Source organism: Bradyrhizobium sp. AZCC 1577 (assembly GCF_036924575.1).
Taxonomy (GTDB): domain Bacteria; phylum Pseudomonadota; class Alphaproteobacteria; order Rhizobiales; family Xanthobacteraceae; genus Bradyrhizobium.
Genome location: NZ_JAZHRQ010000001.1, coordinates 7,487,362 through 7,512,292, shown reverse-complemented (window position 1 = coordinate 7,512,292; position 24,931 = coordinate 7,487,362). Strand labels below are relative to the sequence as shown.

The 24,931-nt window shown below is 64.3% G+C and carries 19 protein-coding genes; 12 read left to right on the top strand and 7 right to left on the bottom strand.

Annotated elements, in window-relative coordinates; translation table 11 throughout:
* The first annotated feature begins 22 nt into the window (after window positions 1-22).
* The 4 genes from V1278_RS35650 (at window position 23) to pdeM (ending at window position 5,828) form a co-directional block, all read left to right on the top strand.
* Window positions 23-949 carry a class I SAM-dependent DNA methyltransferase gene (locus tag V1278_RS35650; protein WP_334383912.1) on the top strand — a complete coding sequence of 309 codons (927 nt, stop codon included), beginning with the start codon at window positions 23-25 and terminating at the stop codon, window positions 947-949.
* Window positions 950-1,056: 107 nt separating this feature from the next.
* Window positions 1,057-2,286 carry an ABC transporter substrate-binding protein gene (locus V1278_RS35645; protein WP_334383911.1) on the top strand — a complete coding sequence of 410 codons (1,230 nt, stop codon included), beginning with the start codon at window positions 1,057-1,059 and terminating at the stop codon, window positions 2,284-2,286.
* 257 nt (window positions 2,287-2,543) lie between these two features.
* Window positions 2,544-5,105 (top strand): ligase-associated DNA damage response DEXH box helicase, encoded by a 2,562-nt coding sequence (locus V1278_RS35640; RefSeq protein WP_334383910.1) that lies wholly within the window; start codon window positions 2,544-2,546, stop codon window positions 5,103-5,105.
* A gap of 51 nt (window positions 5,106-5,156) precedes the next feature.
* Complete coding sequence (pdeM, locus tag V1278_RS35635) at window positions 5,157-5,828, top strand: ligase-associated DNA damage response endonuclease PdeM (RefSeq protein ID WP_334383909.1); 672 nt, start codon at window positions 5,157-5,159, stop codon at window positions 5,826-5,828.
* A 194-nt stretch (window positions 5,829-6,022) separates the two neighbouring features.
* Here the strand turns inward: pdeM and V1278_RS35630 are convergent, their stop codons facing one another.
* Window positions 6,023-6,886, bottom strand: a complete 864-nt coding sequence (locus V1278_RS35630) for a LysR family transcriptional regulator (RefSeq protein WP_334383908.1) — start codon at window positions 6,884-6,886, stop codon at window positions 6,023-6,025.
* A gap of 97 nt (window positions 6,887-6,983) precedes the next feature.
* On the opposite strand from V1278_RS35630, the gene V1278_RS35625 reads away from it, so the two are divergent.
* From V1278_RS35625 to V1278_RS35615, 3 genes are all read left to right on the top strand, one after another.
* The gene (locus V1278_RS35625; RefSeq protein ID WP_334366343.1) at window positions 6,984-7,907 is read left to right on the top strand and encodes a DMT family transporter; all 924 of its coding nucleotides are present in this window, start codon (window positions 6,984-6,986) and stop codon (window positions 7,905-7,907) included.
* An 11-nt stretch (window positions 7,908-7,918) separates the two neighbouring features.
* A complete protein-coding gene (locus V1278_RS35620) occupies window positions 7,919-8,701 on the top strand; it encodes an MBL fold metallo-hydrolase (protein ID WP_334383907.1) in 783 nt (260 codons plus the stop codon).
* Window positions 8,702-8,785: 84 nt separating this feature from the next.
* Complete coding sequence (locus tag V1278_RS35615) at window positions 8,786-10,144, top strand: NRAMP family divalent metal transporter (protein WP_334383906.1); 1,359 nt, start codon at window positions 8,786-8,788, stop codon at window positions 10,142-10,144.
* Window positions 10,145-10,238: 94 nt separating this feature from the next.
* Here V1278_RS35615 and V1278_RS35610 read toward each other — a convergent pair whose 3' ends face one another.
* The 5 genes from V1278_RS35610 to V1278_RS35590 all read right to left on the bottom strand — a co-directional run bounded on the left by V1278_RS35610 (window position 10,239) and on the right by V1278_RS35590 (window position 17,394).
* Window positions 10,239-11,021 carry a TIGR02186 family protein gene (locus V1278_RS35610; RefSeq protein WP_334383905.1) on the bottom strand — a complete coding sequence of 261 codons (783 nt, stop codon included), beginning with the start codon at window positions 11,019-11,021 and terminating at the stop codon, window positions 10,239-10,241.
* Complete coding sequence (locus V1278_RS35605; protein ID WP_334366346.1) at window positions 11,018-11,944, bottom strand: sulfite exporter TauE/SafE family protein; 927 nt, start codon at window positions 11,942-11,944, stop codon at window positions 11,018-11,020. Before V1278_RS35605 ends, V1278_RS35610 begins: the two co-directional genes overlap by 4 nt.
* Before the next feature lie 290 nt (window positions 11,945-12,234).
* Window positions 12,235-12,894 carry a hypothetical protein gene (locus V1278_RS35600; RefSeq protein WP_334383904.1) on the bottom strand — a complete coding sequence of 220 codons (660 nt, stop codon included), beginning with the start codon at window positions 12,892-12,894 and terminating at the stop codon, window positions 12,235-12,237.
* 350 nt (window positions 12,895-13,244) lie between these two features.
* Window positions 13,245-16,616: a hypothetical protein gene (locus tag V1278_RS35595; protein ID WP_334383903.1), complete on the bottom strand. Its 3,372-nt coding sequence runs from the start codon at window positions 16,614-16,616 to the stop codon at window positions 13,245-13,247.
* A 190-nt stretch (window positions 16,617-16,806) separates the two neighbouring features.
* Window positions 16,807-17,394, bottom strand: coding sequence for a PadR family transcriptional regulator (locus V1278_RS35590; protein ID WP_334383902.1), 588 nt, complete (start codon window positions 17,392-17,394; stop codon window positions 16,807-16,809).
* A 124-nt stretch (window positions 17,395-17,518) separates the two neighbouring features.
* Here V1278_RS35590 and V1278_RS35585 point away from each other — a divergent pair, with 124 nt between their 5' ends.
* The 4 genes from V1278_RS35585 to V1278_RS35570 all read left to right on the top strand — a co-directional run bounded on the left by V1278_RS35585 (window position 17,519) and on the right by V1278_RS35570 (window position 23,523).
* On the top strand, window positions 17,519-17,905 hold the full coding sequence (locus V1278_RS35585) for a nuclear transport factor 2 family protein (protein ID WP_334384323.1): 387 nt from the start codon (window positions 17,519-17,521) through the stop codon (window positions 17,903-17,905).
* A gap of 189 nt (window positions 17,906-18,094) precedes the next feature.
* Window positions 18,095-19,885: an acyl-CoA dehydrogenase C-terminal domain-containing protein gene (locus tag V1278_RS35580; protein WP_334383901.1), complete on the top strand. Its 1,791-nt coding sequence runs from the start codon at window positions 18,095-18,097 to the stop codon at window positions 19,883-19,885.
* Window positions 19,886-19,947: 62 nt separating this feature from the next.
* The gene (locus tag V1278_RS35575; RefSeq protein WP_334383900.1) at window positions 19,948-21,156 is read left to right on the top strand and encodes an acetyl-CoA C-acetyltransferase; all 1,209 of its coding nucleotides are present in this window, start codon (window positions 19,948-19,950) and stop codon (window positions 21,154-21,156) included.
* A 153-nt stretch (window positions 21,157-21,309) separates the two neighbouring features.
* Window positions 21,310-23,523, top strand: coding sequence for an FAD-dependent oxidoreductase (locus tag V1278_RS35570; protein ID WP_334383899.1), 2,214 nt, complete (start codon window positions 21,310-21,312; stop codon window positions 23,521-23,523).
* A gap of 154 nt (window positions 23,524-23,677) precedes the next feature.
* Here the strand turns inward: V1278_RS35570 and gstA are convergent, their stop codons facing one another.
* Window positions 23,678-24,292 carry a glutathione transferase GstA gene (gstA, locus tag V1278_RS35565; RefSeq protein WP_334383898.1) on the bottom strand — a complete coding sequence of 205 codons (615 nt, stop codon included), beginning with the start codon at window positions 24,290-24,292 and terminating at the stop codon, window positions 23,678-23,680.
* Window positions 24,293-24,414: 122 nt separating this feature from the next.
* Here gstA and V1278_RS35560 point away from each other — a divergent pair, with 122 nt between their 5' ends.
* Window positions 24,415-24,903 carry a MarR family winged helix-turn-helix transcriptional regulator gene (locus tag V1278_RS35560; RefSeq protein ID WP_028348008.1) on the top strand — a complete coding sequence of 163 codons (489 nt, stop codon included), beginning with the start codon at window positions 24,415-24,417 and terminating at the stop codon, window positions 24,901-24,903.
* Window positions 24,904-24,931: the final 28 nt, after the last annotated feature.

The following is a 24,931-nucleotide window of genomic DNA, read 5'->3' as shown; positions in this document are numbered from 1 at the left end:
GCAATGACAAGCTTGGGAACCCATGCCTGCCCGCCTGTTTCTGTCTTCCGGCGATCTGATGGCCGACCGCCGGTTCGAATTCGCGCGCGATCTGCAATTGAAGGGCGATCTTGCGGCCGCCGCCGATCTGCTGATGCAGGCGATCGAACTGGCGCCGAATTTCACCTCCGCCTGGTTCACGCTCGCCGATATCCGCGAGCAACTCGGCGAGCATGACGCGGCGATCTCGGCGTTTCGCCAGGCCCAGGCCAGCGATCCGGGCGACCGCCGCGGCGCCGGACTTCGATTGATGCGGCTCGGCGCCGAACCGTTGACCGGCATGCCGCAAGCCTATGTGCAAACGCTGTTCGATCAATATGCGCCGCGGTTTGAATCCTCGCTGGTGGACGATCTCGGTTATCGCGGCCCGGCACTGTTGTTCAAGGCGGTGCTGGCGGTGCGATCAGCCGCGCGCAAGCCGGCGTTCTTCAAGCGCGCGATCGACCTCGGCTGCGGCACCGGGCTGGCGGCGTCGGCGTTTGCCAGGGAGGTCGATCATTTCATCGGCGTCGATCTGTCGCCGCGCATGGTCGAGCGGGCGCGCGCCACCGGCCTTTATGCGGAGCTGGAAGTCGCGGACATGTTGCAGGGCCTGCGCGCAAGGAGGGAAGCCTGCGCCGATCTCATTCTCGCCGCGGACGCCATGGTTTATGTCGCCGACATCGCTCCCATGCTGGCGGAAGCAGCGCGCGTGTTGGTGCCGGGCGGTCTCATCGCCTTCACCACGGAAACCCATGACGGTGAGGGTGTCAGGCTCGGGCAGGGCCTCCGCTACGCGCACGCCGCGGCTTACGTGCGCGCGGCCGTCGAGGGGTGCGGCCTACAATTATCCCGCCTCGAAGAATTATCCGCCCGCAACGAGGATCATGTGCCGGTTCCTGGCCTGGTCGCCGTCGCCGCGAAAACTTGAGTCTAGGCGCTACGCACACCGCGAATGGTGGGATTGCGTGCGACATGTCAGCTATTGCCAGGGACGCCGGAATGCCTGATCAAAGCTCCCATAAGGGAGAAATAACAATGAACAAGAAACAGACTCGCCGTGAATTCGGCGCCACCGCGCTCGCTGCCGCTTTTGCATCAACGCTGCCCGCGCCATTCGTTTGGGCCGCGGAGAAAAAATACGATCCCGGCGCCAGCGACACCGAAATCAAGATCGGGCAGACCGTGCCGCATTCCGGTCCCGGCTCGCTCTACGGCGTGCTCGGCCGTGTCGGCGAAGCCTATTTCCAGATGCTGAACGAGAAGGGTGGCATCAACGGACGCAAGGTGAAATTCTTCACCATGGACGACGCCTACAGCGCGCCGAAATGCGTCGAGGCGACGCGGCGGCTGGTTGAGCAGGAGGAAGTGTTGGCGCTGTACGGCTCGCTCGGCACCGCGCCGCAGACTGCCGTGCACAAATATCTCAATTCAAAGGGCGTGCCGCAATTGCTGCTCAATACCGGCGCGTCGAAATGGAACGACCCTAAGAACTTCAAATGGACCATGGCGGGCCTGCCGCTCTATCCGACCGAAGCGCGCATTCTCGCCCGGCATGTCGTGAGCGTGAAGCCGAACGCGAAAATCGGCATCCTCTACCAGAACGACGATTTCGGCCGCGATTTTCTCGGTCCCTTCAAGAAGGTGCTGGCGGATGCCGGCGGTACCGCCAAGGTGACCATGGAGCAGACCTACGATCTGACCGAGCCGACGATCGATTCGCAGATCATCAATCTCTCTAAATCCGGCGCTGACGTCTTCTACAATATCTCGACCGGCAAGGCGTCGTCGCAGTCGATCCGCAAAGTGGCTGAACTCGGCTGGAAGCCGCTGCACCTGCTGTCGGCGGGATCGACCGGCCGTTCAATTCTCACCGCCGCCGGCCTCGAAAACGCAACCGGCATTGTCGCCATCCGTTACGCCAAGGAAGTCGGCGTGCCGCGCTTCGAGAAGGACCCGGACGTGATGGCGTTCGAGGAGTTGCGCAAAAGATATTTGCCGAACGTCGACCCTGATAACACCATCGCCTTTGCCGGCTACGGCCAGGTCGCGTCGATGGCGGAAATCCTGCGCCGCTGCGGCGACGAACTCACCCGCGCCAACGTGCTCAAGCAGGCCACGACGCTGGCGGGCTTCCATTCGCCCTATTTCCTCGATGGCGTGAACTACAGCTACACGCCGGAGGACTACACGCCGATGAAGACGCTCTACATCTCGATCTTCAACGGCAAGGACTGGGACATCTCCGACAAGCCGGTGACGGAGTAGGAGGCGGACGGCGTTCCCCGGATGCTGCGCAGCGCCAGCAGCGCGTTTACGCGCGTCTGTTGACGCGCTATGCCTTGCGGCGTGGTGCGCTGCTGATCCGGGGTCCACAATGCTGCGGCAGGTCCCGGTTCTGCGGCGCAGCGTTGCACGCTGCACCGCGCCCGGGACACGAGACGAGCGGGGCGAGGTGACTTGCCAGGCCCTCGACGAACCCGCTCCAACGGCTTACTTCTCCTGGTGTGCCGTCGCTCGATCCCTTGCCCCTCACGCCGCTTGAAACGGCTGCGTTGCTGCCCGACCGCTTCCGGCGCTGGTTCGCCGCGCGCGGCTGGTCGCCGCGCGAGCATCAACTCGCGCTACTGTCAAAGGCCAGCGACGATCGTTCGGCACTGCTGATCGCCCCAACGGGCGCCGGCAAGACGCTGGCCGGCTTCCTCCCGACGCTGGTGGAGCTTTCGCGCCCTTCCGTCCAACGGCGCGAGGGCACGAAAAGCCTCATGTCCACCGGCCGCAGCGTCAAACGCACCGGCGGTCTCCACACCCTCTATATCTCGCCGCTGAAAGCGCTCGCAGTCGACATCGCGCGCAACCTGGAAGCGCCGATTGCCGAGATGGGGCTGCCGATCAAGGTCGAGACCCGCACCGGCGACACGCCGGTGTCGCGGCGGCAACGGCAGCGGCGTTATCCGCCGGATGTTCTGCTGACCACGCCGGAACAACTGGCGCTGCTGCTGTCGTCCGACGACGCACCGTTTTTGTTTTCGTCGCTGAAACGCATCGTGCTCGACGAACTGCATGCGCTCGTCACCTCGAAGCGCGGCGATCTGTTGTCGCTTGGCCTGGCGCGGTTGTGGCGCCTGGCGCCAGAGATGCGCGCGATCGGACTATCCGCGACGGTAGCCGAGCCGGAATCGCTGGCGCGGTTTCTGATGCCGCAGCGCGACGGCAAGGACGTGTCAGCCGATATCGTCGTGGCCGGTGGCGCGGCGGCGCCCATCGTCGAGATGCTCGACACAAAGGAGCGGTTGCCCTGGGCCGGCCATACCGCGCGCCATGCGCTCGGCGAAATGTATGACCTGATCCGGCGCAACAAGACCACGCTGATCTTCGTCAACACCCGCAGCCAGGCTGAAATGCTGTTCCAGGAATTCTGGCGCATGAACGACGACGGCCTTGCCATTGCCTTGCATCATGGCTCGCTGGACGTCGCCCAGCGCCGCAAGGTCGAGGACGCGATGGCGGCGGGAAAGCTGCGCGGCGTGGTTTGCACGTCCTCGCTCGATCTCGGCATCGACTGGGGCGATATCGATCTCGTCATCAATGTCGGCGCGCCGAAAGGTTCCTCGCGGCTGATGCAGCGTATCGGCCGCGCCAATCACCGACTGGATGAACCCTCGCGCGCGGTCCTGATCCCGGCCAACCGTTTCGAGGTGCTGGAGTGCCGCGTCGCGATCGACGCCATTGCGGAGAATGCGCAGGATACGCCACCGTTGCGTACTGGCGCGCTCGATGTGCTGGCGCAGCACGTGCTCGGCTGCGCCTGCGGCGAGCCGTTTTTTTCCAACGAACTCTATGCGGAAGTCCTGACCTCGGCGCCTTATTCCTTGCTGACGCGAACCGATTTCGACGATGTCGTCGATTTCGTCGCCACCGGCGGCTATGCGCTGAAGACCTACGAACGCTTTGCGCGCATCAAGCAGGACAAGCAGGGTCGCTGGCGCGTCGCCAATCCAAAAGTGCGGCAGAGCTATCGCCTCAACGTCGGCACCATCGTCGAAGAGACCATGCTGAAGGTTCGCCTGGTGCGCTCGCGCAGCGGCGGGTCCGGCTCGACCGGTGCGCTCGGCCGCGGCGGGCGGATGCTGGGCGAGATCGAGGAAGCCTTTATCGAAGGCCTCGTGATCGGCGACACGTTTGTGTTCGGCGGTGAAGTCGTGCGCTACGAGGCATTGGCCGAAGATCAGGTCTATGTCTCGCGTGCCAACGACAAGGACGCGAAAGTGCCGTCCTATATGGGCGGCAAGTTTCCGCTTTCGACCTATCTCGCCGAGCGCGTGCGCAAATTGCTCGACGACCGGCGCGCGTGGAATGCGCTGCCCGATCAGGTGCGCGACTGGTTATCGTTGCAGAGGGATTTTTCCCGCGTGCCGGCGGTGCAAGAACTGCTGATCGAGACCTTCCCCCGCGGCAACAAGCATTATCTCGTCTGCTATCCCTTCGAGGGCCGGCTGGCGCACCAGACGCTCGGCATGCTCTTGACACGGCGGATGGAGCGGGCGCGGGTGCGGCCGCTCGGCTTCGTCGCCAACGAGTATGCACTTGCCGTATGGGGCCTCGGCGATATGTCGTTCATGATCCGGCACGGCAAGCTCGATCTCAACGCGTTATTCGATCCGGACATGCTGGGCGACGACCTCGAGGTGTGGCTCGCCGAATCCGCATTGATGAAGCGTACCTTCCGCACCTGCGCCATCATCTCCGGCCTGATCGCGCGGCGCTTCACCGGCGAGGAGAAATCCCGCCGCCAGGTGCTGTTCTCGACCGACCTGATCTACGATGTGTTGCGCAAACATCAGGCGGACCACGTGCTGTTGCGCGCCGCGCGCGCCGATGCCGCGACAGGCCTGCTCGATCTCAAGCGTCTGGGTGATATGCTCTCGCGTATTCACGGGCGAATCAGCCATCGGGAACTCGAACACGTTTCGCCGCTCGCCGTTCCCGTGATGCTGGAAATCGGCCGCGAGTCAGTTTATGGCGAAGCAGGCGATGAGTTGCTGGCGGAGGCCGCCGACGAGCTCGTCAAAGAGGCGATGGGATAAGCGGGAAGGCACGTGACGGCAGGGGCGCAGTCTTCGGGAGACGATCAACAGATGCGCGCCTCGAAGGTCATGGTTGCCGACGTGACGTTCCGCGCCGACCTCTCCGGCGCGCTGTTATGGCAGGAGCAGCGCCTGCTCGTCGTCTCCGACCTGCATCTGGAAAAAGGCTCCAGCTTTGCCGTGCGCGGCGTACTGCTGCCGCCCTACGATACCGTGGCGACGCTGAGCCGGCTCGCCGCCGTGATCGCGCGGCACGACCCGCGCATGGTGATTGCGCTCGGCGACAGTTTTCACGATCGCGACGCGCATCAGCGGCTGTCGGCGCCGGATCGCGACGCGCTCTCGGCAATGCAGGCGCGGCGCGACTGGATCTGGATCTCGGGCAACCACGATCCGGCGCTGCCGCCCGACCTCGGCGGCACTGTGGCGAACGAAGTCGCGATCGGGCCGATCGTGTTCCGCCATGAGCCGACGGGGGCGGCGGGTGAAATCGCCGGCCATCTGCATCCCAAGGCGCGCGTCGCCACAAGGGGGAGATCGATGGAACGGAGGTGCTTTGCCAGTGACGGCGAGCGCGCGGTGATGCCCGCCTTCGGCGCCTATACCGGGGGCCTGAGCATCCGCGATCCCGCGTTTGCGAAGATTTTTCCAATGCCGGGCCTGATGGCGCATGTGCTCGGCGACAACCGTGTGCACGCGATTGCCGCGTCAAGGTGTTATTGAGCATCTGATGCGGGGCGTTTCTTACCTCTCCCGCTTGCGGGGTCGAGACGAGCGAAGCTCGCTCTTAGGTCGACGCGCTCGAAGAGCGCGGCGGGTGGGGGTCTCTCCCGGAATTCGAACATCTGTTATGCGGCACCACCCCCACCCCGGCCCTCCCCCGCAAGCGGGAGAGGGAGCGCACCTCCCGTGCTGCTCTACGCCGCCTTCGCGTCGACGCTGTCGCAGAACTCGGCGAGGCGGTCGGCGAGCCGCAGCGTTGCGGGGCTGGCGTCGGGCGAGGCCACCAGCGCCAGTTCGGTCTTGTCGATCGGCGCAAAGCCGTCCTTCGCCGTGAGCACGCGATGGCCGGCCTGGATCGCGATGTCGGAGAGAATGCTCAATCCCAATCCGGCAGCGACCGCGGCCTGGATGCCGGCGAGGCCGGAAGAAGTATAGGCCATGTGCCAGAAGCGCCCGGCGCTTTCCAGCGCATGGATCGCGCGCGCACGATAGAGGCAGCCGGCGGGAAAGCCGATCAGCGGAACCGAGCCAGCGTCGATATCGATCGGATGGGTTTTGCTGGTGACCCAATGCACCTTCTCCGGCCACACCGCGATCGCGCCTTTCTCGCCGGCGTCGCGCTTGAGCAGCGCCAGATCGAGATCGCCGCGTTCGATGTCGCGCCTGAGATACGTGCTCTGGTCGGCGCGCACATCGAGCCGCAGGCCCGGCCGCGAGCGCGAAAACGTCGCCAGCAACTTGGCGAGACGATAGGCGGCGAAATCCTCGGGGATGCCGAGCTTGATCGCACCTTCGCTTTCCGGCCGCGCCACCACATCGCGGGCTTCCTCGGCGAGCGACAACAGCCGCCGCGCATAGGAAAGCAGCCGCTCGCCGGCCTCCGTCGGCGTCACGTCCTTGCCGTTGCGGTTCAACAGCGGCTGGCCGAAATCGTCTTCCAGCCGCTTGATCTGCTGGCTGACCGTCGATTGCGTGCGGTGGACGCGCTCGCCGGCGCGGGTGAAGCCGCCGGCATCGACCACGGAGACGAAGCTGCGCAGCAGTTCGAGATCGAGCATGTGAATGCTCCATTTGTAAATCCACTGATCATCAGTCTATCATTTAATTTCCAAATATCAAGGCAAGACCCTAGATCAGGGGTGAAGGAGACTATCCATGTCGCTCGCCCCTTCGGTCGCGGTCCCCCGCGCCGGCTTCAATCTGTTACCGCTCTATATCGGCCTGTTCTGTCTGCTCTGGAGCTTTGCTTTCGTCGCCGGCAAGGTCGGCGTCACCGACTGTCCGCCGCTGATCCTGCTCACAGCGCGATTTTCGCTCGCGGGAGTCCTGATCCTCGGCATCACGGCGCTGCGCGGCGAGGCATGGTCCTCGCTGACCTGGCGCGACGCCGGAATCTTCGCCATCCTCGGCGTCGCAAACAACGCGCTCTATCTTGGTCTCGGTTATACCGGGCTGCAGACGGTATCGGCCGGCCTCGGCGGCCTGATTGTCAGCGCCAATCCGGTTTTCACTGCTGTGCTTGCGGCATTGTTTCTCGGCGAGGCGCTGACCTGGCGCAAGGTGGCGGGACTTTTGCTCGGCATCTCCGGCGTCGCCTTCATCGTCTGGCACCGCATGTCGGTCGGCACGGACAGCTTTCACGGCATCCTGTTCACGCTGGCCTCGCTGGCCTCGATCGTCCTCGGCACCATCCTGTTCAAGGTGCTGGCGCCGAAAGGGAGTCTCTGGGTCGGCAATGGCGTGCAGAATCTCGCCGCGGGCGTCGTGCTGCTGCCGTTTGCGTTCACGCTTTCCAGCCTCAGTGACATCGTGCCGAGCGCGCGGCTCGCCGGCGCGTTCGCTTTCCTCGTGCTCGGCGGATCGATCCTGGCTTACCTGCTCTGGTTTCACCTCTTGAAGGTCTGCGGCGCGACGGCCGCGAGCGCCTATCACTTCCTGATGCCGCCGCTCGGCATGCTGTTCGCCTTCCTCGTACTCGGCGAGCACATGGAGTTGCGCGACCTGCTTGGCATCGTTCCCGTAGCGCTCGGCATTTATCTGGTGACACGTCCCGCCGCGGCTGCAGTTCAATCTTCGTAAGGAGCAAGTCAATGACAGTTACCATCACCCTGATCGGCGGCCCGACGGCGCTCATTGAACTCGACGGCTTCCGGCTGCTGACTGATCCGACGTTCGACGAGCCCGGTGCCTATCAACTGCCGCATGTGAAGCTGGAAAAACTGGTCGGTCCCGCCGTTAGCGCGCATGATGTCGGCGAGGTCGATGCCGTGCTGCTCAGCCACGACCAGCATTCGGACAATCTTGACCATTCCGGGCGCGATTTTCTCAAATCCGCCAAGCGCGTGCTGACGACGGAGGTTGGCGCAAAGCGGCTCGGCGGCCATGCCGAAGGCTTTGCGCCGTGGGCGTCGACCGAATTGACCGGCAATAACGGTCATTCGCTGACCATCACCGCGACGCCCGCGCGTCACGGCCCGGCGGGAATCGAGCCGCTCGCGGGCGACGTGATCGGCTTCGTGGTTTCGTCGAGCAAGCCGGGCAGCCGTCCGATCTACATCAGTGGCGACACCGTCTGGTACGACGGCGTTGCCGAAGTGGCGAAGCGGTTCAAGGCCGGCGTGGTGCTGCCGTTCGCGGGCGCGGCGCAAACCCGCGGCCCCTTCCACATCACGATGGACACCAACGATACGATCGAGACCGCGCGCGCATTCCCGGATGCGGTGATCGTGCCCGTACATACGGAAGGCTGGAAGCATTTCCGCCAAAGTGCGGACGATCTGCGCGCCACCTTCGACACCCTGGGTTTTGGACCGCGGTTGCGAATTCTGGAGCCGGGCGTAGCGACGGTTATCGAGCCGCTAGGCGCTGCGTGACGGACCACCCGGAGGCAACGGACAAGCTCGTGGTCTGGAACCTGTTCCAGTCAGGTTCGTTGTCGCCGGGGCTGGACCCTTGGCATGTCAGTTCGCAACAAGTCGCATCGGAAGCGCCACGCGCATACGGGAACCGGAAACAACAAACCGGCAGCGCAGGCCAAGGCACATCGTTCGTTTCGCTTCCGTGATGCGCTGAGAGCACTCGGGCCGGGCCTGATCACTGGCGCGTCCGACGACGATCCGTCGGGAATCGGCACCTATAGTCAGGCAGGCGCACAGCTCGGTTACGGCATCGGCTGGACCATGCTGCTGACGTTTCCGCTGATGGCGGCGATCCAGGAAATCTCCGCGCGCGTCGGCCGCGTCACTGGGCATGGTATCGCAGGCAACGCGGGCCGGCATTATTCGCCTTGGCTGCTCAATGTAGTGGTGGCGCTGCTGTTCATTGCCAACACCATCAACATCGGCGCCGATCTCGGCGCCATGGCGGACGCCACGAAACTGCTAATCGGCGGCCACAGCATTTTCTATGTATTGTTGTTCGGCGTGACCTCGGTCGCGGCGCAGATCTTCCTCGACTACAGGCGTTACGTGTTGGCGCTCAAATGGCTGACGCTCAGCCTGTTTGCCTATGTCGCCGCGCTCGCCTTTGCCAAGGTTCCGTGGGGCGAGGCGCTCGCCGGCATTCTCATTCCGCGCCCGGCCTGGAGTGTCGATTATTTCACCACCATCGTTGCCATCTTCGGCACCACGATCTCGCCCTATCTGTTCTTCTGGCAGGCCTCGCAGGAAGCCGAAGACCAGCGCGTCGACAAGGCGAAGCGGCCGCTGGTCGAAAAGCATCACGGCGCGCAGAAGGAATTCAATCGCATTCGCGCCGACACCATCGTCGGCATGGCGTTCTCCAACCTGATCGCATTGTCGATCATCGTAACCGCCGCGGCGACGCTGCATGCGGCCGGCAAGACCGATATCCAGAGCTCGGCGGACGCGGCCGAAGCCCTGCGTCCGATCGCCGGCGCGTTCGCTGAAACGATTTTTGCGCTCGGCATCGTCGGCACTGGACTGCTGGCAATTCCGGTGCTCGCCGGCGCCGCCGCCTATGCGGTCGGGGAGGGACGGCGATGGCCGGTCGGGCTCGCGCGCAGGCCCAAGGCCGCCGCCGCGTTCTACGCGGTGCTGGCGCTCTCGGCTGGCATAGGTATCGCGTTGAACTTCACGCCGATCAATCCGATCTCGGCGCTGTACTGGAGCGCGGTCATCAACGGCGTGCTCGCCGTGCCGGTGATGGTGCTGCTGATGCTCATGGCCCGCCGCAGGGACGTGATGGACCGCTACGTCATCAAGGGGCCACTCTATTGGCTGGGATGGCTGTCCACTGCGGCGATGCTGCTCAGCGTCGTCGCGATGGGAATGGGGTTTTTTGCCGGGAGATCGTAGGATAGGTGGAACGACTTGTCCGCCGTAGCTCGACTTGTCCGCCGTAGCTCAACGAGCGTAGGCGGAAGCGATACCCGTCCTACGCATTGACGCCTCAATCCTTCCGAAACACGATCGATGCCATCCATCCTGTCATCAGCGCCATGAACGCAGTGACGAGCCCATAGACAAATCCGTTCTGGCGCGCGGTCGTCGCAACGAACTGTTCAAAGCCGACTTTCACGATTTCAAACGCAGTGTCGGTCTTGGCCACCAGCGCGCCTTCGGCGAACAGCTTGATCTCGACATTATAGAGACCGATCGGCACCTCCGCAGGCAGCGGAATGCCGGTGCGGAACAGCGTCGGCGTCAGGAATGTCACCGCCGAGGTCTCCTCGCGATAAAGGCCATGCTGCTTGCGCAGCCGCACGAAGGCGCTGCGGAACGCATCGTCCGGCACGACGTCGGCGTAGTCGGGCCCGACGCGCTGGGTGAGCAGCACGTTGTTCAGCCCGAGCTGCTGCCGCCGCTGCACCTCGGGCGAGGCGATGGCGTCGAACGGGCGGTTGGAAAACAGCGCCAGATAGGTCGGCACCTGGAGAAACTGCCGGGAGTCGGTGTTGATCCAGATCCCGAACCGGCGCTCCTTGCGGCGCGTCACCATGTCGGCGCGCGGGCCGGCAACCGTCACCACGAGATCGTAGATGCGATTGGCCGGCGTGCTGGCGTCCTTCTCGACCGAACCGAACAGCACCAGCTCCTCGCCGGAATAGTTCGGCGTCACGGTGACGCGATGATTCGATACCGAAACGATTAGCCGTTCGGCCCGAACCGGCGACGCCGCAAGCACCGCGGCCAGCGCAAGCCATCCGAGCGTGCGGGCCAGGCGTGCGGTCATCCCGTCACTCCCGTTTCCCGGACGGTGAAGAGATCCTCGGGCCGGATCACCAGTTCAACGGCGAAACGAATGCCCACGGCGAGAACCAGTAGCCCGAGCAGCAGCCGCAAATGCTCGCCGCGGATTTTCTGCCCCGCGCGGGCGCCGAACTGGGCGCCGGTGACGCCGCCGACCATCAGGATCAGCGCCAGCACCGCATCGACCAGATGATTGGTCACGGCATGCAGCATGGTGGCGAACACCATCGTGACCAGGGTGAGCACCATTGAGGTCCCGATCACGGTCGAGGTCGGCACCCGCAGCACATAGATCAGCAGCGGCACCAGGATGAAACCGCCGCCGATCCCCATCACGGCACCGATGAAGCCAATGACCAGGCCGATCACGACGACCGGAATGACGGACAGATAGATTTTCGAGCGCTTGAAGCGCATCTTCAGCGGCAGGCCGTGAATCCAGACATGGCTGCCCGGGCGGCGCGTGGTGACCGGACCGCCGCGGCGGGCCCGGAGCAGCGCCCGCAGGCCTTCCCAGAACATCAGGCCGCCGACGGTGGTCAGCAGGATCACGTAAGACGTCGCGATCATGAGATCGAGCTGACCGAGCGAGCGCAGCAGCGTGAAGGTCCAGACCCCTAGCGCCGTGCCCAAACTGCCGCCGCTCAGCAGCACCACCGCCAGGACGGGATCGATGGCGCGCCGCCGCCAGTAGGAGATCGCGCCGGAGAACGAGGACGCTGCGATGTGGCTGGCGACCGAGGCGACCGCGACCGCGGGCGCAATGCCGACGAAGATCAACAGCGGCGTCATCAGGAAGCCGCCGCCGATCCCGAACATGCCGGAGACGAACCCGACCGCCGCGCCCATCGCCAGGATGAGGAAAACATTGACCGGAATGTCGGCGATCGGGAGGTAGAGCTGCACGCGCGTCTGCTTTTGTAGCTTTGCCGCAAGAGACGGCCGAGGAGCCGTTCAGGGCATGGTTTCTCTTGTATTTGTGTGTTTGCCGGCAGTGGAAATCCGGTTCGCGCATGCACCTTTGCGTGCGCAGGGCCGGTTCCCGCGCCTTTGCATAACTGAATTCGGCAGCGTGAGGGACTAAAAATGCCCGGCAAGGCAAATTTTTGCCGTACGTGCGCGTGTCTCAGCACGTTGAAACGCTGTTACAAAATCCGGAAAGCCAGTCTGTTCGTGGGGGTCGGCACTCGGCCGGCTCAGGGCTTTCCGAGCTGGTCGGTGACGAGGTTCATCGCCAGCGCCTGCTTGGGGCTGAGCCAGCGAATGTCCCTGGTCTCGGACATCGCTTCCACGATCGAGGATGAAACCCCCATTTTGGTCATGTAGCCCAACACCGCGCCTGATATCCGCTGGGCCTCTGCGACGGGATCGCTCACGGGCCTGGTCGTGACAAACCGATGAACGCCCAATGCCGAGCCCAATACGCCGTAGCGGGCCTTGCCGCCGGCATAGGCCAGCACGCAGGCGCTGGCGCAGTAACCGGGCTTGATGCGGCCCGCAGCGTCGGCGGCGCCTACCGCGGTCGCTAGCCCCCGTGACCGGATGATCTCGCCCATGATCACGGCCTGGTTCAAATCACCGCCGGGAGAGGCCAACAAGACGATGTCACCGGGTGCGAGGCTGGCCTGGTCCAGCCTGCTGCGAAACCAGCTCGCCGCGGCGGGGCCGATCGTGCCGCTGACGAACAGGGCGCGGCGCCCCCGGCTCGAACCATCGAGGTGCAGCGCATCGATCACTTGGGATGTCAGGCTTGGCGAGACATACTGGTCCTTCCAGTAGTGCCAGGCCTCCGGTTGCGATAGGTCCCGGTAGGCACGAATGCAGACGCCGGCAACCAGCAGGATGAAGATCGCCACCGTCCAAAACTGCCATTGGCGCCGGGGTGGCTGAGGCGGCGGCGCCGGCGCCTGACCGGGCGGGAGGCGCGGTGGCGCAACCGCAGGGCCCGTCGGCGAGCGGCGGACGCGATTTTCCCCCCGTTCTGGCTGTCGTCGGCTGACAATCGATCCTCTTTGCGAGCCGGACCCGTTCAGGATCAGGCTGACCAGAAGCACTAATACGAATTTGTGGCCGAGGATATGGCGGCAATGCCGGCAGCAGGCGCTTAGAGCGTTTTCGAGCGAAGTGGACACCGGTTCGCGTCAAGAAAACGCGTCAAAACAAAAACCTAGAGCCCGGTTCTGCTTCAATCAGAACCGAAATGGCTCTAGTGAACGGCGGCGGTGCGCTTGGTCGTCGCAGCCGGTTTGGCGGCGGGCTTGCCCGTGGCAGGTGCGGGCGGCGAATCCCAGCCGCCGGCGGGTGACGCCACGTTAACGGCCTCGTCGGGCTGCGGCTCCACGGTGAAGGTCTGGATTGCAAGCTTGGCCGCTGCCAGCGACTGGGCGTCGAGGCGCTTGGCAACATCGTCGCGCTTGCGGCCGGCATCGACATCGCCCTGGGCGGCTGCGAGGCTGAACCATTTGAAGGATTCGGCGAGGTTCTGCTCGACGCCGATGCCGCGGGCATAGAGGATGCCGAGGTTGAACTGGCTGTCGGCGACGCCGCGATCGGCGGCCTTGCGGAACCAGATCGACGCGCTCTTGTAGTTGGCACCCTTGCCGCCGCCATCGGCGTCGAGCACGGCCAGATTATGCATCGCCTTGGCGCTGCCGCGCTCGGCCGCCTGCAGGTAGTAACGCCGCGCGATATCCAGGTCCTTCTTCACGCTCATGCCCTTCTCGTAGAAGGTGCCGAGCCGGAACAGTGCGGGCACCACGCCGGCCTGCGCCGCGCGGTCGTACCATTTGGCGGCCTCGTCGAGGTTCGGGGCGACGCCCTTGCCTTCGGCAAAGCGCACACCGACCTCGTAAGCCGCGGCCGGGTCGCCCTTCAGCGCGGCGGCGCGCAGCACCGGCCCGCCGATACCATCGGGCAACCGCTCGCTCGACGGCACCGCGATCATCGCAAGCTTGGCGCCGCTGGCCGGCATCGCCTGGATCGCGCCGGTGATATCGCTGGCCATAACCGGGGATGCCATGGCCTGCGGCGGAGCTGCGACCCGCGCGCTGTCCAGCGTGTTCGGCGCCGAAGAATTGTTCGACTGCTTCTCGACCGGCGTCGGCGAGATCATCGAGGGCGCCTGCGGCGCGGGGATTGCGGGTGCTGGCCTGGCGCTGCTCTCCGAGGGGGCGGGGGCCTGCGCCGGTGGGGCCGGCTCTCTGGGCTGCTCCATCATCGGCAGTTGCAGCACGCTGCCGGTATCCAGCAGCGTCATCGCCATCTTGAAGGTGCCGAGCACGATCACGACCACGCTCGCGCCGACCAGCAGCGAGCGGATCTTGGAGGAAATGTTCGGCGCGTTCTTGTCGCCGGCCTTGGCCTTGTCGCCGCCCTTGTCCTTCGATGCGACCTTCGCAGCCGAACGTCCGGCTTTCTCGGGCGGGGGCGCGGCGGCTGCGGCCTGCGCGGCGCGGCGCGCGGCGGCAATGAAGCTCGATGAGCTGACCGGCTCCTTCGGTGCGGAAGCAATCTCGCTGATCGCGTTTTCGGAAGCGGCTATCCGTTCCGATGGCGAAGCGACGCGCGGCGGCGGCCGCGTGCCGGGCTCGAGCGGGTGATCCGGCGGCAATTCAGGCGCGATCGCGGCGCGCGGTGCGGCGGCATGCGGCTCCAGAATTTCGCTGATGGCCCGCGGCGGTAGTGGCGGCGCGACTGGCTGCACGGCGTGGAATTCGCGCGGGGCGGCGGCAAAGGGCTCCGGAGCATTCCCCTGCAGCGCGGCAGGGTTGGGCAATTCCGGCTTCGTTTGCTGCGGATAGGTCATCAGCGGCGTGGTCGGGCGGGGCGCTTCCTCGCGCGTTTCGGCCGTTGCAGGCGGAGAGGCGGAGGTCGCCGGCGCACCGCGAGCCCCGCGCAGATCGCCTTCGATCATCGACAGGCGATCGACCACATGGCCGAGCGTGTTGTGAACGGTCTCCAGCGAGTCCTGCGTGCGGCGGTCGGTTTCCGACTGGCTGAAGCGGATATCGGATAGTTCGCGCTTGACCAGATCGACGATGCCGGAGTCCGTCGGCTGCGATGCACCGCCGGAGTTGCGGTTGGATTCGGCAAGCGCGACCAGGCTGGCGTGCTGGCGTTCGAGAGAACGCAGAATGTCGTGCAGGCCTTCCTCGACCCGTCCGAGGTCGATGGCGGGTGCGGCGGCGGAACGATCGTTGGAGGCTTCCAGGCGCTCCAAGAGATACGAGACGCGTTGTTCGAGATGGGCAAACGCCGACGCATTGTCGTCGCCGGCCGGAATGCGGTCGAGCCGCTCCGACAGCGAGCGCAGCGCGTTCTCGACATATTCCGAATTCTCGCTTGCGGCCGGCGGCTGTCGGGATTCTAGCGTCGAGGTCAGCGCGGCCAGGCGCTGTTCGAGAATGCCGAAGGCATCGCTGTTGCCGTCAAAGCGGGAAAGCTGGTCGACCTTGGCCGACAGCGTGTGCACGTCGTCGGCGAGCCGGGCCAGCGCGTCGTTGGAGGCGACGTTGGAGACGATCCCGCGCAGCGCCGCGATCGCGCTTTCGAGCTGTTGCACCGTCGACGGATCGTCGTTCGAGCGCAGGATCAGGTCGAGCTTGGCGCCGAGATTGTGGATCGCCTCGTCATAGCCGGTGAGCTGCTCGGCCGGCGTCAGCGAGCGCAACGCTTCGCGGATTTCGCTAAGGGCGCGCTCGATGTTGGCCAGCATCTGGCCGTCGGTGCCGTTATGGCGGCTATCGTCGATGCGGCGGGACAGCGAGCGGATTTCGTTCTCGAGCGATTCGATCTCCCGGCGCGGCACCGCCTCGGTGATGGCCTGACGGATTTCGGCAAGCTCGCTGCGGAACGCCGCGATCGACTGTTCGATATGATCGGGACGCTGCAGTGCCTCGATCTGGCTCGTGATCTTGATCAGGTGCCGTTCGAGCGAAGAAAAGTCCGGCCCCGTAGGCGCGGCATGCGTCACTGGCTGCACAGATTTGGGCTGCGCAGAATGGGGCTGGGCGGCAGGGGTCGTCGGCGCGGCATTGCGCGGCGGCATCTGGCGCGGCGGCGGAGTATCGAGTTCGTTCTGGCGCGCGGCGATTTCGGCGATCGCAAAATCCATCGAGGCCGGGCTAAGCGGCGGCGCCGGGCGATAGACCTGGGCCGCGGCACGCTCGACCAAATCGGTCTGACGCTGTCTTTCCTGCATCTGCGCCTGGCGCGCCGGCACTGGATTCGAAATCTGCGACAGCCGCGCGTCGAGGCGCGAAATGGCCTCGTTGAGCTGGCGCGCCACCGTCGGCTCGCCATGAGCGGCTTCGCCGCGGACTGCAGGCCGCGAAATCTGCTCGATCTGCTTTGTGATCGAATCCAGCCGCTGGTGAATGTCGGCCACGTCGGGGATCTGGCGGCCCGGCGTCGCCGGCCGCTGACCGGAGGGCGCGCCGAAACTGGGCGGGGCCGGTTCGCCGATGGTGGAATTCAGCCATTCGTTCAGCGACATGCCGGCGCGGCGCGCAGCCGCCTCGGCCCTGTCGCGCACCGATGGATCGATGCCGTCAACACTCCACGATACGCGCGAATTCATGCTCTCGTCCGGTTCCGCTACGGCGCCCCACCCGCGCCATCAGCCTCCCCGCGCGTCCCACTGGAGAGACAATCGTATTTTTGCGCGGGTCGCCTGCCTCGGAACTGACTTTTTCGCGTTACGGTAAAGAAGCGGTTAAGGAATGGGACGGACGGCCCCAAAAGTTACCAGGCGGCCAAATCGGCCGGCGTTAGCCGCGTTTGCCGTCCTCGATCGGTACGACGCTGGTCCGCTCCACGCCGGGAGACAGGGCCGACAATGCCTCGATCGCCTCTTCGCACCACTCGGCCACGGCCCGTTCGTGGCTTAGGCCGATGCGAAGTCCCAGCAATTTGCCGACATCGGCCGGGGGCGCCTTGCCGTCAGGAAATCGCTTGTTGAGCAGGCGTTCGTAGCGGGCGAAGCGGTCGCGGTGGTGTTCCAGCCGCGCCATCAGATCGGTGCGCAACGGTTCGATGTCGACACTGTCGAGCGCGTAGAGCCGCACCAGGAGGTCGTCCTTGATCGAAGCCGGAACGCTCGGCCGCGCGGCCCAGTGCCGAAGCGCGGCGCGCCCCTCCGGTGTGAGGGTATAGACCAGCTTGTTCGGCTTGCCGGACTGCACCACCTCGCGGCCCTGGATGTGGCCGCGGTCGCGAAGCTTTGTGAGTTCCCGGTAGATCTGCTGGTGGTCAGCCTTCCAGAAAAACCCGATCGAGTTGTCGAACGTCTTGGCGAGTTCATATCCCGTCATCGGACGTTCGGTCAGACAGGCAAGGATCGCGTCACCAAGCGCCAAGACGCCGGCCTCCGGCTTTCATGTGATTTGACAGTATGCATAAAGTTGCATATGCGTCAACGCGCATAAGCTCCGGAGAAGCCATTCCCCGGCGCCAGCCCGTCATCGCCGGATAGGAGACATGATGACCATGAGCGGCCTCGACAAGTGGTACGGCTACATGAAGTCCCATGACACGGCGGCGCTATGGGATCTGTTGCACCCGGATGCGGTGTTCGAAAGCCCGGTCGTCCATACGCCGCAGCACGGGCGCGACATCACCTTCAAATATCTGGCGAGCGCCGCGAAGGTGCTGGGCGGCCCCGGCTTCAAATACACAGGCGAATGGCGCAGCCCGCACGGCGCGGTCCTCGAATTCGAAAACGTGATCGAGGGTATCAAGATCAACGGCGTCGACATCATCACCTTCAGCGATGACGGTAAGATCACGCACTTCAAGGTGATGGTGCGTCCGCTGAAGGGAATCAATCTGCTACACCGCTTGATGGGGGAACAACTCGCCAAGCAGTGACAAGGGGCGAGAGATCAAGGCCGCCACCATCCCCGGCGTCGTTTATGTCGCAATGGCTGTCGGGATATTTGCTGGCCTGGTCACTCCCTAGGACATCGCGAACCGGATAAGGTCGCTTTCCGGAACGCCGCACAATTTCAACTCAAGCGCCGCCGCCAGTATTCAAGCCTGCCCTGCCGGGAGAACATCATGCCGATCTACAAAGCCCCCGTGGAAGACGTCACCTTCCTGCTCAACGACGTGTTCCAGATCGATCGCTACGACAATCTGCCCGGTTTCACCGACGCTTCCGCGGATGTGCGCGAGGCGATTTTGGGCGAGGCCGCAAAACTCTCCGAAGAGGTGCTGCAGCCGCTCAACCGTGTCGGCGATCTCGAAGGCTGCAAGCGGCATGACGACGGCACGGTGACGACGCCGAAGGGGTTCAAGGAAGCCTTCAAGCAGGTGGCCGAAGGCGGCTGGCTCGGTCTGTCGGCGCCGGCGGAATATGGCGGGCAGGGGCTGCCGGTGACGTTGAGCCAGGTCGTCACCGAATTCCAGAGCGCGGCCAACATGGCGTTCTCGATGTATGGCGGCCTGACCATGGGCGCGACGGCTGCGCTTCTGGTGCACGGCAAGCCTGAACAGAAGAACATGTTCGTGCCGAAGATGGTGGCGGGTCAGTGGACCGGCACCATGAACCTCACCGAGCCGCAATGCGGCACGGATCTCGGCCTGTTGCGCAGCAAGGCGGTGAAGCAGGCCGACGGCAGCTACAAGATCACGGGCACCAAGATCTTCATCTCGTCCGGCGAGCATGACCTCGCCGAGAACATCATCCATCTGGTGTTGGCGCGCATCGAAGGCGCTCCCGCCGGCATCAAGGGCGTGTCGCTGTTCGTGGTGCCGAAATTCCTCGTCAACGCCGACGGATCGCTGGGGCAGCGCAACGGCGTGTCCTGCGGCTCGATCGAGCACAAGATGGGCATCCACGGCAATTCGACCTGCGTGATGAACTACGACAACGCCACCGGCTGGCTGATCGGCGAAGAGAACAAGGGCATGCAGGGCATGTTCGTGATGATGAACGAGGCCCGCCTCGGCGTCGCCGTGCAAGGCCTGGCGCAGTCCGAAGTCGCCTATCAAAACGCCGTCGCCTATGCGCGCGAGCGCCTGCAGGGCCGCTCGCTCACCGGCGCCAAGGAGACGGACAAGCCGGCCGATCCGATCATCGTGCATCCGGATGTTCGCCGCGTGCTGCTCACCATCCGCGCCTTCAACGAGGCGGCGCGCGCCATGGTGGTGTGGACCGCGCTGAAGAGCGACGTCGCCCACCGCTCCTCTGATCCGAAGGATCGAGAGGCCGCCGACGATCATATGGGCCTGATGACCCCGGTCATGAAGGGCGTGATGACCGACGTCGGCTTCTCCAACGCGGTGCTGGCGCAGCAGATGTATGGCGGCCACGGCTATATCGCCGAGCACGGCATGGAGCAGTTCGTGCGCGATGCGCGCATCGCCATGCTCTATGAGGGCGCCAACGGCATCCAGGCGCTCGACCTGGTCGGCCGCAAGCTGCCGCGGAACGGCGGCCGCGCCGTGATGGCGTTCTTTGCCGAGGTTGCAGGCTTTGCCAAGGAGCATGGCGGCAATGAGGCGATGAAGCCGTTCGTGGCGCCGGTCTCGACCGCGCTCGGCCATCTGCAGCAGGCCACCGGCTGGCTGATGCAGAACGCGCTGGCCAAGCCCGACAACGCCGGCGCCGCCGCCACCGACTACATGCAATTGTTCGGCCTCGTCGCCTTCGGCTACATGTGGGCGCGGATGGCGAAGGTGGCGCAGGACAAGATTGCGGCTGATGGTGCCACGCCCTATCTGACGACCAAACTGGTGACCGGCCGCTTCTTCATGGAGCGGATGCTGCCGGAGACCCACGTCCATCTTGCGCGCATTCAGTCCGGTTGCGCGACCACCATGGAACTGGCGGCGGAAGCGTTCTGATTTTTCGCCGTTTCCCGTTCGATCTGCCTATAATATTATGATCCTCATACCAGGAGGGCGTCATGCCTGAGGCATATATCTACGATCACGTTCGCACCCCGCGCGGCCGCGGCAAGCCCGATGGCGCGCTGCACGAGGTCACGGCGCTGGCGCTCGCCACCGTGCCGCTGCAGGCGCTGAAGGAACGCAACAACCTCGCTGAAGACGTCGTTGACGACGTCATCCTTGGCGTGGTCGATCCGGTCGGCGAAGCCGGCAGCGACATCGCGCGCTTCGCGGCGCTGAAGGCGGGCCTCGGCGAAAGCGTCCCCGGCGTGCAGATCAGCCGGTTCTGCGCCTCCGGCCTCGACGCCGTGAATTTTGCTGCCGCCCAGATCATGGCCGGCCAGCATGAACTGGTGATCGGCGGCGGCGCCGAATCGATGAGCCGCGTCGGCATCGGTGCGTCCGGCGGCGCCTGGCCGATGGACCCGTCGATGGCGGTGCCGGCCTATTTCATGCCGCAGGGCGTCTCGGCCGATCTGATCGCCACCAAATACGGTTTTTCGCGCGACGACGTCGACGCCTATGCCGTGCAGAGCCAGCAACGCGCTGCCAAGGCCTGGGACGAGGGTCGCTTCAACAAGTCCGTGGTTCCGGTGAAGGACGTCAACGGCCTGACCATCCTTGCCAAGGATGAGCATATGCGGCCCACGACGACGATGCAGTCGCTGGCGCAACTGCAGCCGTCGTTCACCGTCGTCGGGCAGATGGGCGGCTTCGATGCGGTCGCGATCCAGTCGCACCCCGAGATCGAGCGCGTCAATTACGTCCACCATGCCGGCAACTCTTCCGGCATCGTCGATGGCGCCGGCGCGGTGCTGCTCGGCAGCAAGGAAGCAGGCGCCAAGCACGGCCTGAAGCCGCGCGCGAAAATCCGTGCCTTCGCCAATATCGGCTCGGAGCCCGCAATGATGCTGACCGGCCCGGTCGATGTCACCGAAAAGCTGTTCGAGCGTTCCGGCATGAAGAAGTCGGACATCGACCTGTTCGAGCTCAACGAGGCCTTTGCTTCCGTCGTGTTGCGTTACATGCAGGCGTTCGAGATTGACAATTCGAAGATCAACGTCAATGGCGGTGCGATCGCGCTCGGCCATCCGCTAGGCGCAACGGGCGCCATGATCCTCGGCACCGTACTCGACGAGTTGGAGCGCACCAACAAATCGACTGCGTTGGTGACGTTGTGCATCGGCGGCGGCATGGGGACAGCTACGATCATCGAACGGGTGTAACTGCGGTAGGGTGGGCAAAGCGAAGCGTGCCCACCATGGAATTCTCCGCAAGCGATGGTGGGCACGGCGCAAGTGCGCCTTTGCCCGCTCTACGAGATCACAGACACAACCGCCGCGCCTGACATCGGCTGCCGGCACCGAGGGAGCAACTACATGGCCTTCAAGAATTTCAAGCTAGAGACCGACGCCGACGGCATTGCGCTCGTCACCTGGGACATTCCGGGACGTTCGATGAACGTACTCGATGAAACCTCGACCACCGAGCTCGAGGAGATCCTGAAACAGACCACGGCGGACGCCGCCGTAAAGGGCGTCGTCATCACCTCCGCTAAGGAAGCGTTCTGCGCCGGTGCCGATCTTTCCATGCTCGAGGGCATGAACAAGGAATACGCGAAAGTCTTCAAGGAAAAGGGCGAGGTTGCCGCCAACCAGATGCTGTTCGACCAGAGCCGGCGCTTCTCGCTGGTGCTGCGCGGCATCGAAACCTGCGGCAAGCCGTGGGCGGCCGCGATCAACGGGCTGGCGCTCGGCGGCGGTTTTGAGGTGACGCTGTCCTGCCACTACCGTGTTGCGGCTGAAAATCCCAAGACCCGGCTCGGCCTCCCCGAGGTGAAGGTCGGCCTATTCCCCGGTGCTGGCGGCACCCAGCGCGTGCCGCGCCTGGTGCCGCCGCAGGACGCCATGACGATCCTGCTCAAGGGCGACCCGGTTACCGTGGAGAAGGCCAAGTCGCTGAACCTGATCCACGCCATCGTGCCGGCTTCCGACCTGATCAAGGCGGCGAAGGACTGGATCAAGGGCGGCGGCAAGGCGGTCGCGCCCTGGGACGAGAAGGGCTTCAAGCTGCCGGGCGGACCGGTGTTCTCCAAGGCCGGCATGATGATGTTCCCGGCGGGGAATGCGATCTACCGCCGCGAGACCTACGACAATTATCCGGCGGCGCGCGCCATCATGAGCTGCGTCTATGAGGGCCTGCAGTTGCCGATCGACGCCGCTCTCCGCGTCGAGTCGCGCTACTTCACGCAAGTGCTGCGCTCCAAGGAAGCCGCCGCGATGATCCGCAGCCTGTTCCTGTCGATGCAGGAACTGAACAAGGGCGCGCGGCGGCCTGCGAACGTGCCGCCGACCAAGGTGAAGAAGATCGCCGTGATCGGCGCCGGCTTCATGGGCGCCAGCGTCGGCTACGTCTCGGCCCGCGCTGGCCTCGACGTCGTCCTGATCGACCGCGACCAGGAAAGCGCCGACAAGGGCAAGGCCCATGCGCAGAAGGTGATCGACGAGCAGATCGCCAAGGGCCGCGCCAAGGCAGGCGACCGTGACGCGCTGCTGGCGCGCATCACGCCATCAGCGGATTACGCCGCGCTAGGGGATTGCGACCTCGTCATCGAGGCGGTGTTCGAGGACCGCAAGGTCAAGGCGGAAACCTTCGTCAAGGCGCAGCAACATCTCAAGCCTGACGCGATCTTCGCGTCCAACACCTCGACGCTGCCGATCACCTCGCTGGCCGAAAGCTTTAAGGAGCAGGGCAAGTTCATCGGTATCCATTTCTTCTCGCCGGTCGAGAAGATGATGCTGGTTGAGATCATTCTCGGCAAGAACACCGGCGATGTCGCGCTCGCCGCCGCGCTCGACTATGTGCGGGTGATCGGCAAGACGCCGATCGTCGTAAATGATTCCCGCGGCTTCTACGCCAACCGTTGCGTCGGCCGTTACATCGCCGAAGGCAACGAGATGTTCCTCGAAGGCGTGCCGCCGGCGATGATCGAGAACTGCGCCAAGATGGCCGGCATGCCGGTCGGTCCGCTGTCGCTGTCGGATGAAGTAGCTCTCGACCTCGGCCTGAAGGTCATCAAGGCGACCGAGGCCGATCTCGGCCCCAACGCCATCAACCCCGACCAGAAGAAGCTGATGGTGGAGTTGGTCGAGAAGCAGGGCCGCCTGGGGCGCAAGAATGCCAAGGGCTTTTACGATTATCCCGAAAAGGGCAAGGGCCAGAAAAGCCTGTGGCCGGGACTATCCGCGCTGCAGCCGAAGCAGCTCGACCCCGACACAATCGATGTAGAGGAATTGAAGCAGCGCTTCCTGGTGGTGCAGGCGGTGGAGGCCGCGCGTACGGTGGAGGACCACGTCATCACCGACCCGCGCGAGGCCGATGTCGGCTCGATCTTGGGCTTCGGCTTCGCGCCATTCACCGGCGGCACGCTGTCCTATATCGACTTCATGGGCACGCGGAAGTTTGTCGAGCTCTGCCACAAGCTCGAGGCCAAATACGGCTCGCGCTTCACCCCGCCGAAGCTCCTCGAAGATATGGCGGCAAGCGGCGAGACCTTCTACGGCCGCTTCCCGCCGAAGAAGCAGGCGGCGTAAGGGGCAGCGACAGGTCATTGCGAGGAGCAAAGCGACGAAGCAATCCATCTATCCGTTATGCCGCGATATGGATTGCTTCGCTGCGCTCGCAATGACGGAAAGAAAAAGGGCCGGATCGTCGATCCGGCCCTTGTCCGTTGTCTCTGTCGAACGTTTACGCCGCCTTCAGCAGCCCTTCCTTGGTCATCGCCTCCTGCACCTTCGGGCGCGCAGCGATGCGGGCCTTGTAGGCGAGCAGGTTCGGCATATCGGAGAGATCAAATTTCAACCGGTCAGTCGCCCACATCAGCATGGTGAACAGATAGCCGTCGGCCACGGTGAATTGCTTGCCCATCAGGTAGTCGCGCCCGGCGAGCGCCGTTTCCAGGTACTTGAACTTGCCCATGGCGCGGTCCTTGAAAAACGCCTTGGCGTCGTCGGCGAGCAGAGGTGAGAACATCGGTCCGAGATTCTTGTGCAGCTCGGTCGTGATGTAGTTCAGCCATTCCAGCAGCTTGTAGCGCTCGTCCGAATCGCGGGGCGGCGCCAGGTTCTTGCCCGCCTTGTCGGCGATCATCTGGACGATAATCGGCCCTTCGGTGACCAGTTCGCCCGAATCGAGGGCGAGGGCCGGCACCTGGCCCTTCGGGTTGACCTTCAAAAAGTCGTCACCATTCTCCAGCTTCTTGGCACGCAGGTCGACCTTGACCAGGTCGTAGGGCAGACCGGCCTCGAGAAGCGCGATATGGGGGGATAGCGAACAGGCGCCCGGGGAATAATACAGTTTCATTGGATTTTTCCTTCCCTCGATATTATTGGCGGGATGACTAAATGCATTTGCATGGAATAGTCAAGATTGATGCAGATGCATTTAGTGCGGTACAGTGATGTGTGACAGATACGGATTGGGCTATGAAACGCAAACCATCGACCGAGGCGACCGCCGCCTGGATCCGCCTGATGCGGGTGCAGAGCCGGGTGCTCGATGCCGTCGAACAGGATTTGAAGAAGGCGGGCTTTCCGCCGCTCGCCTGGTATGATGCGCTATTGGAACTGTCGCGCGCCCCGTCCGGCGAGATGCGCCCGGTAGAGCTGGAAAAGCAGATGCTGATCCCGCAATATTCCACCTCGCGGCTGATCGACCGCCTGGTGGACGAGGGCCTGGCGGCACGGCGCGAATGCAAGATCGACAAGCGCGGCCAGTTCGTGGAGATCACCGAAGCCGGGCGCGAGTTGCAGAAGAAGATGTGGGGCGCCTATTCGGCGGCGATCGAAAAGCACGTCGGCTCCAAACTGTCCGATGCCGACGCCATGAAGCTTTGCGGTCTGCTCGACCGGCTGGGTTGTTCGTGCTCCGACGTCAAGGCGGCCGCTGCCCGCGACGGCGTGCCGGCGCGATGACATCTTTGATACGTTTCGTTGGTGCGGA

Bases quoted from the DNA above. Each gene is read 5' to 3' on its own strand.
- V1278_RS35650 (WP_334383912.1), top strand. From the start codon at position 23: ATGCCTGCCCGCCTGTTTCTGTCTTCCGGCGATCTGATGGCCGACCGC.
- V1278_RS35645 (WP_334383911.1), top strand. From the start codon at position 1,057: ATGAACAAGAAACAGACTCGCCGTGAATTCGGCGCCACCGCGCTCGCT.
- pdeM (WP_334383909.1), top strand. From the start codon at position 5,157: ATGCGCGCCTCGAAGGTCATGGTTGCCGACGTGACGTTCCGCGCCGAC.
- V1278_RS35630 (WP_334383908.1), bottom strand. From the start codon at position 6,886: ATGCTCGATCTCGAACTGCTGCGCAGCTTCGTCTCCGTGGTCGATGCC.
- V1278_RS35625 (WP_334366343.1), top strand. From the start codon at position 6,984: ATGTCGCTCGCCCCTTCGGTCGCGGTCCCCCGCGCCGGCTTCAATCTG.
- V1278_RS35620 (WP_334383907.1), top strand. From the start codon at position 7,919: ATGACAGTTACCATCACCCTGATCGGCGGCCCGACGGCGCTCATTGAA.
- V1278_RS35615 (WP_334383906.1), top strand. From the start codon at position 8,786: ATGTCAGTTCGCAACAAGTCGCATCGGAAGCGCCACGCGCATACGGGA.
- V1278_RS35610 (WP_334383905.1), bottom strand. From the start codon at position 11,021: ATGACCGCACGCCTGGCCCGCACGCTCGGATGGCTTGCGCTGGCCGCG.
- V1278_RS35595 (WP_334383903.1), bottom strand. From the start codon at position 16,616: ATGAATTCGCGCGTATCGTGGAGTGTTGACGGCATCGATCCATCGGTG.
- V1278_RS35585 (WP_334384323.1), top strand. From the start codon at position 17,519: ATGACCATGAGCGGCCTCGACAAGTGGTACGGCTACATGAAGTCCCAT.
- V1278_RS35580 (WP_334383901.1), top strand. From the start codon at position 18,095: ATGCCGATCTACAAAGCCCCCGTGGAAGACGTCACCTTCCTGCTCAAC.
- V1278_RS35575 (WP_334383900.1), top strand. From the start codon at position 19,948: ATGCCTGAGGCATATATCTACGATCACGTTCGCACCCCGCGCGGCCGC.
- V1278_RS35570 (WP_334383899.1), top strand. From the start codon at position 21,310: ATGGCCTTCAAGAATTTCAAGCTAGAGACCGACGCCGACGGCATTGCG.
- gstA (WP_334383898.1), bottom strand. From the start codon at position 24,292: ATGAAACTGTATTATTCCCCGGGCGCCTGTTCGCTATCCCCCCATATC.
- V1278_RS35560 (WP_028348008.1), top strand. From the start codon at position 24,415: ATGAAACGCAAACCATCGACCGAGGCGACCGCCGCCTGGATCCGCCTG.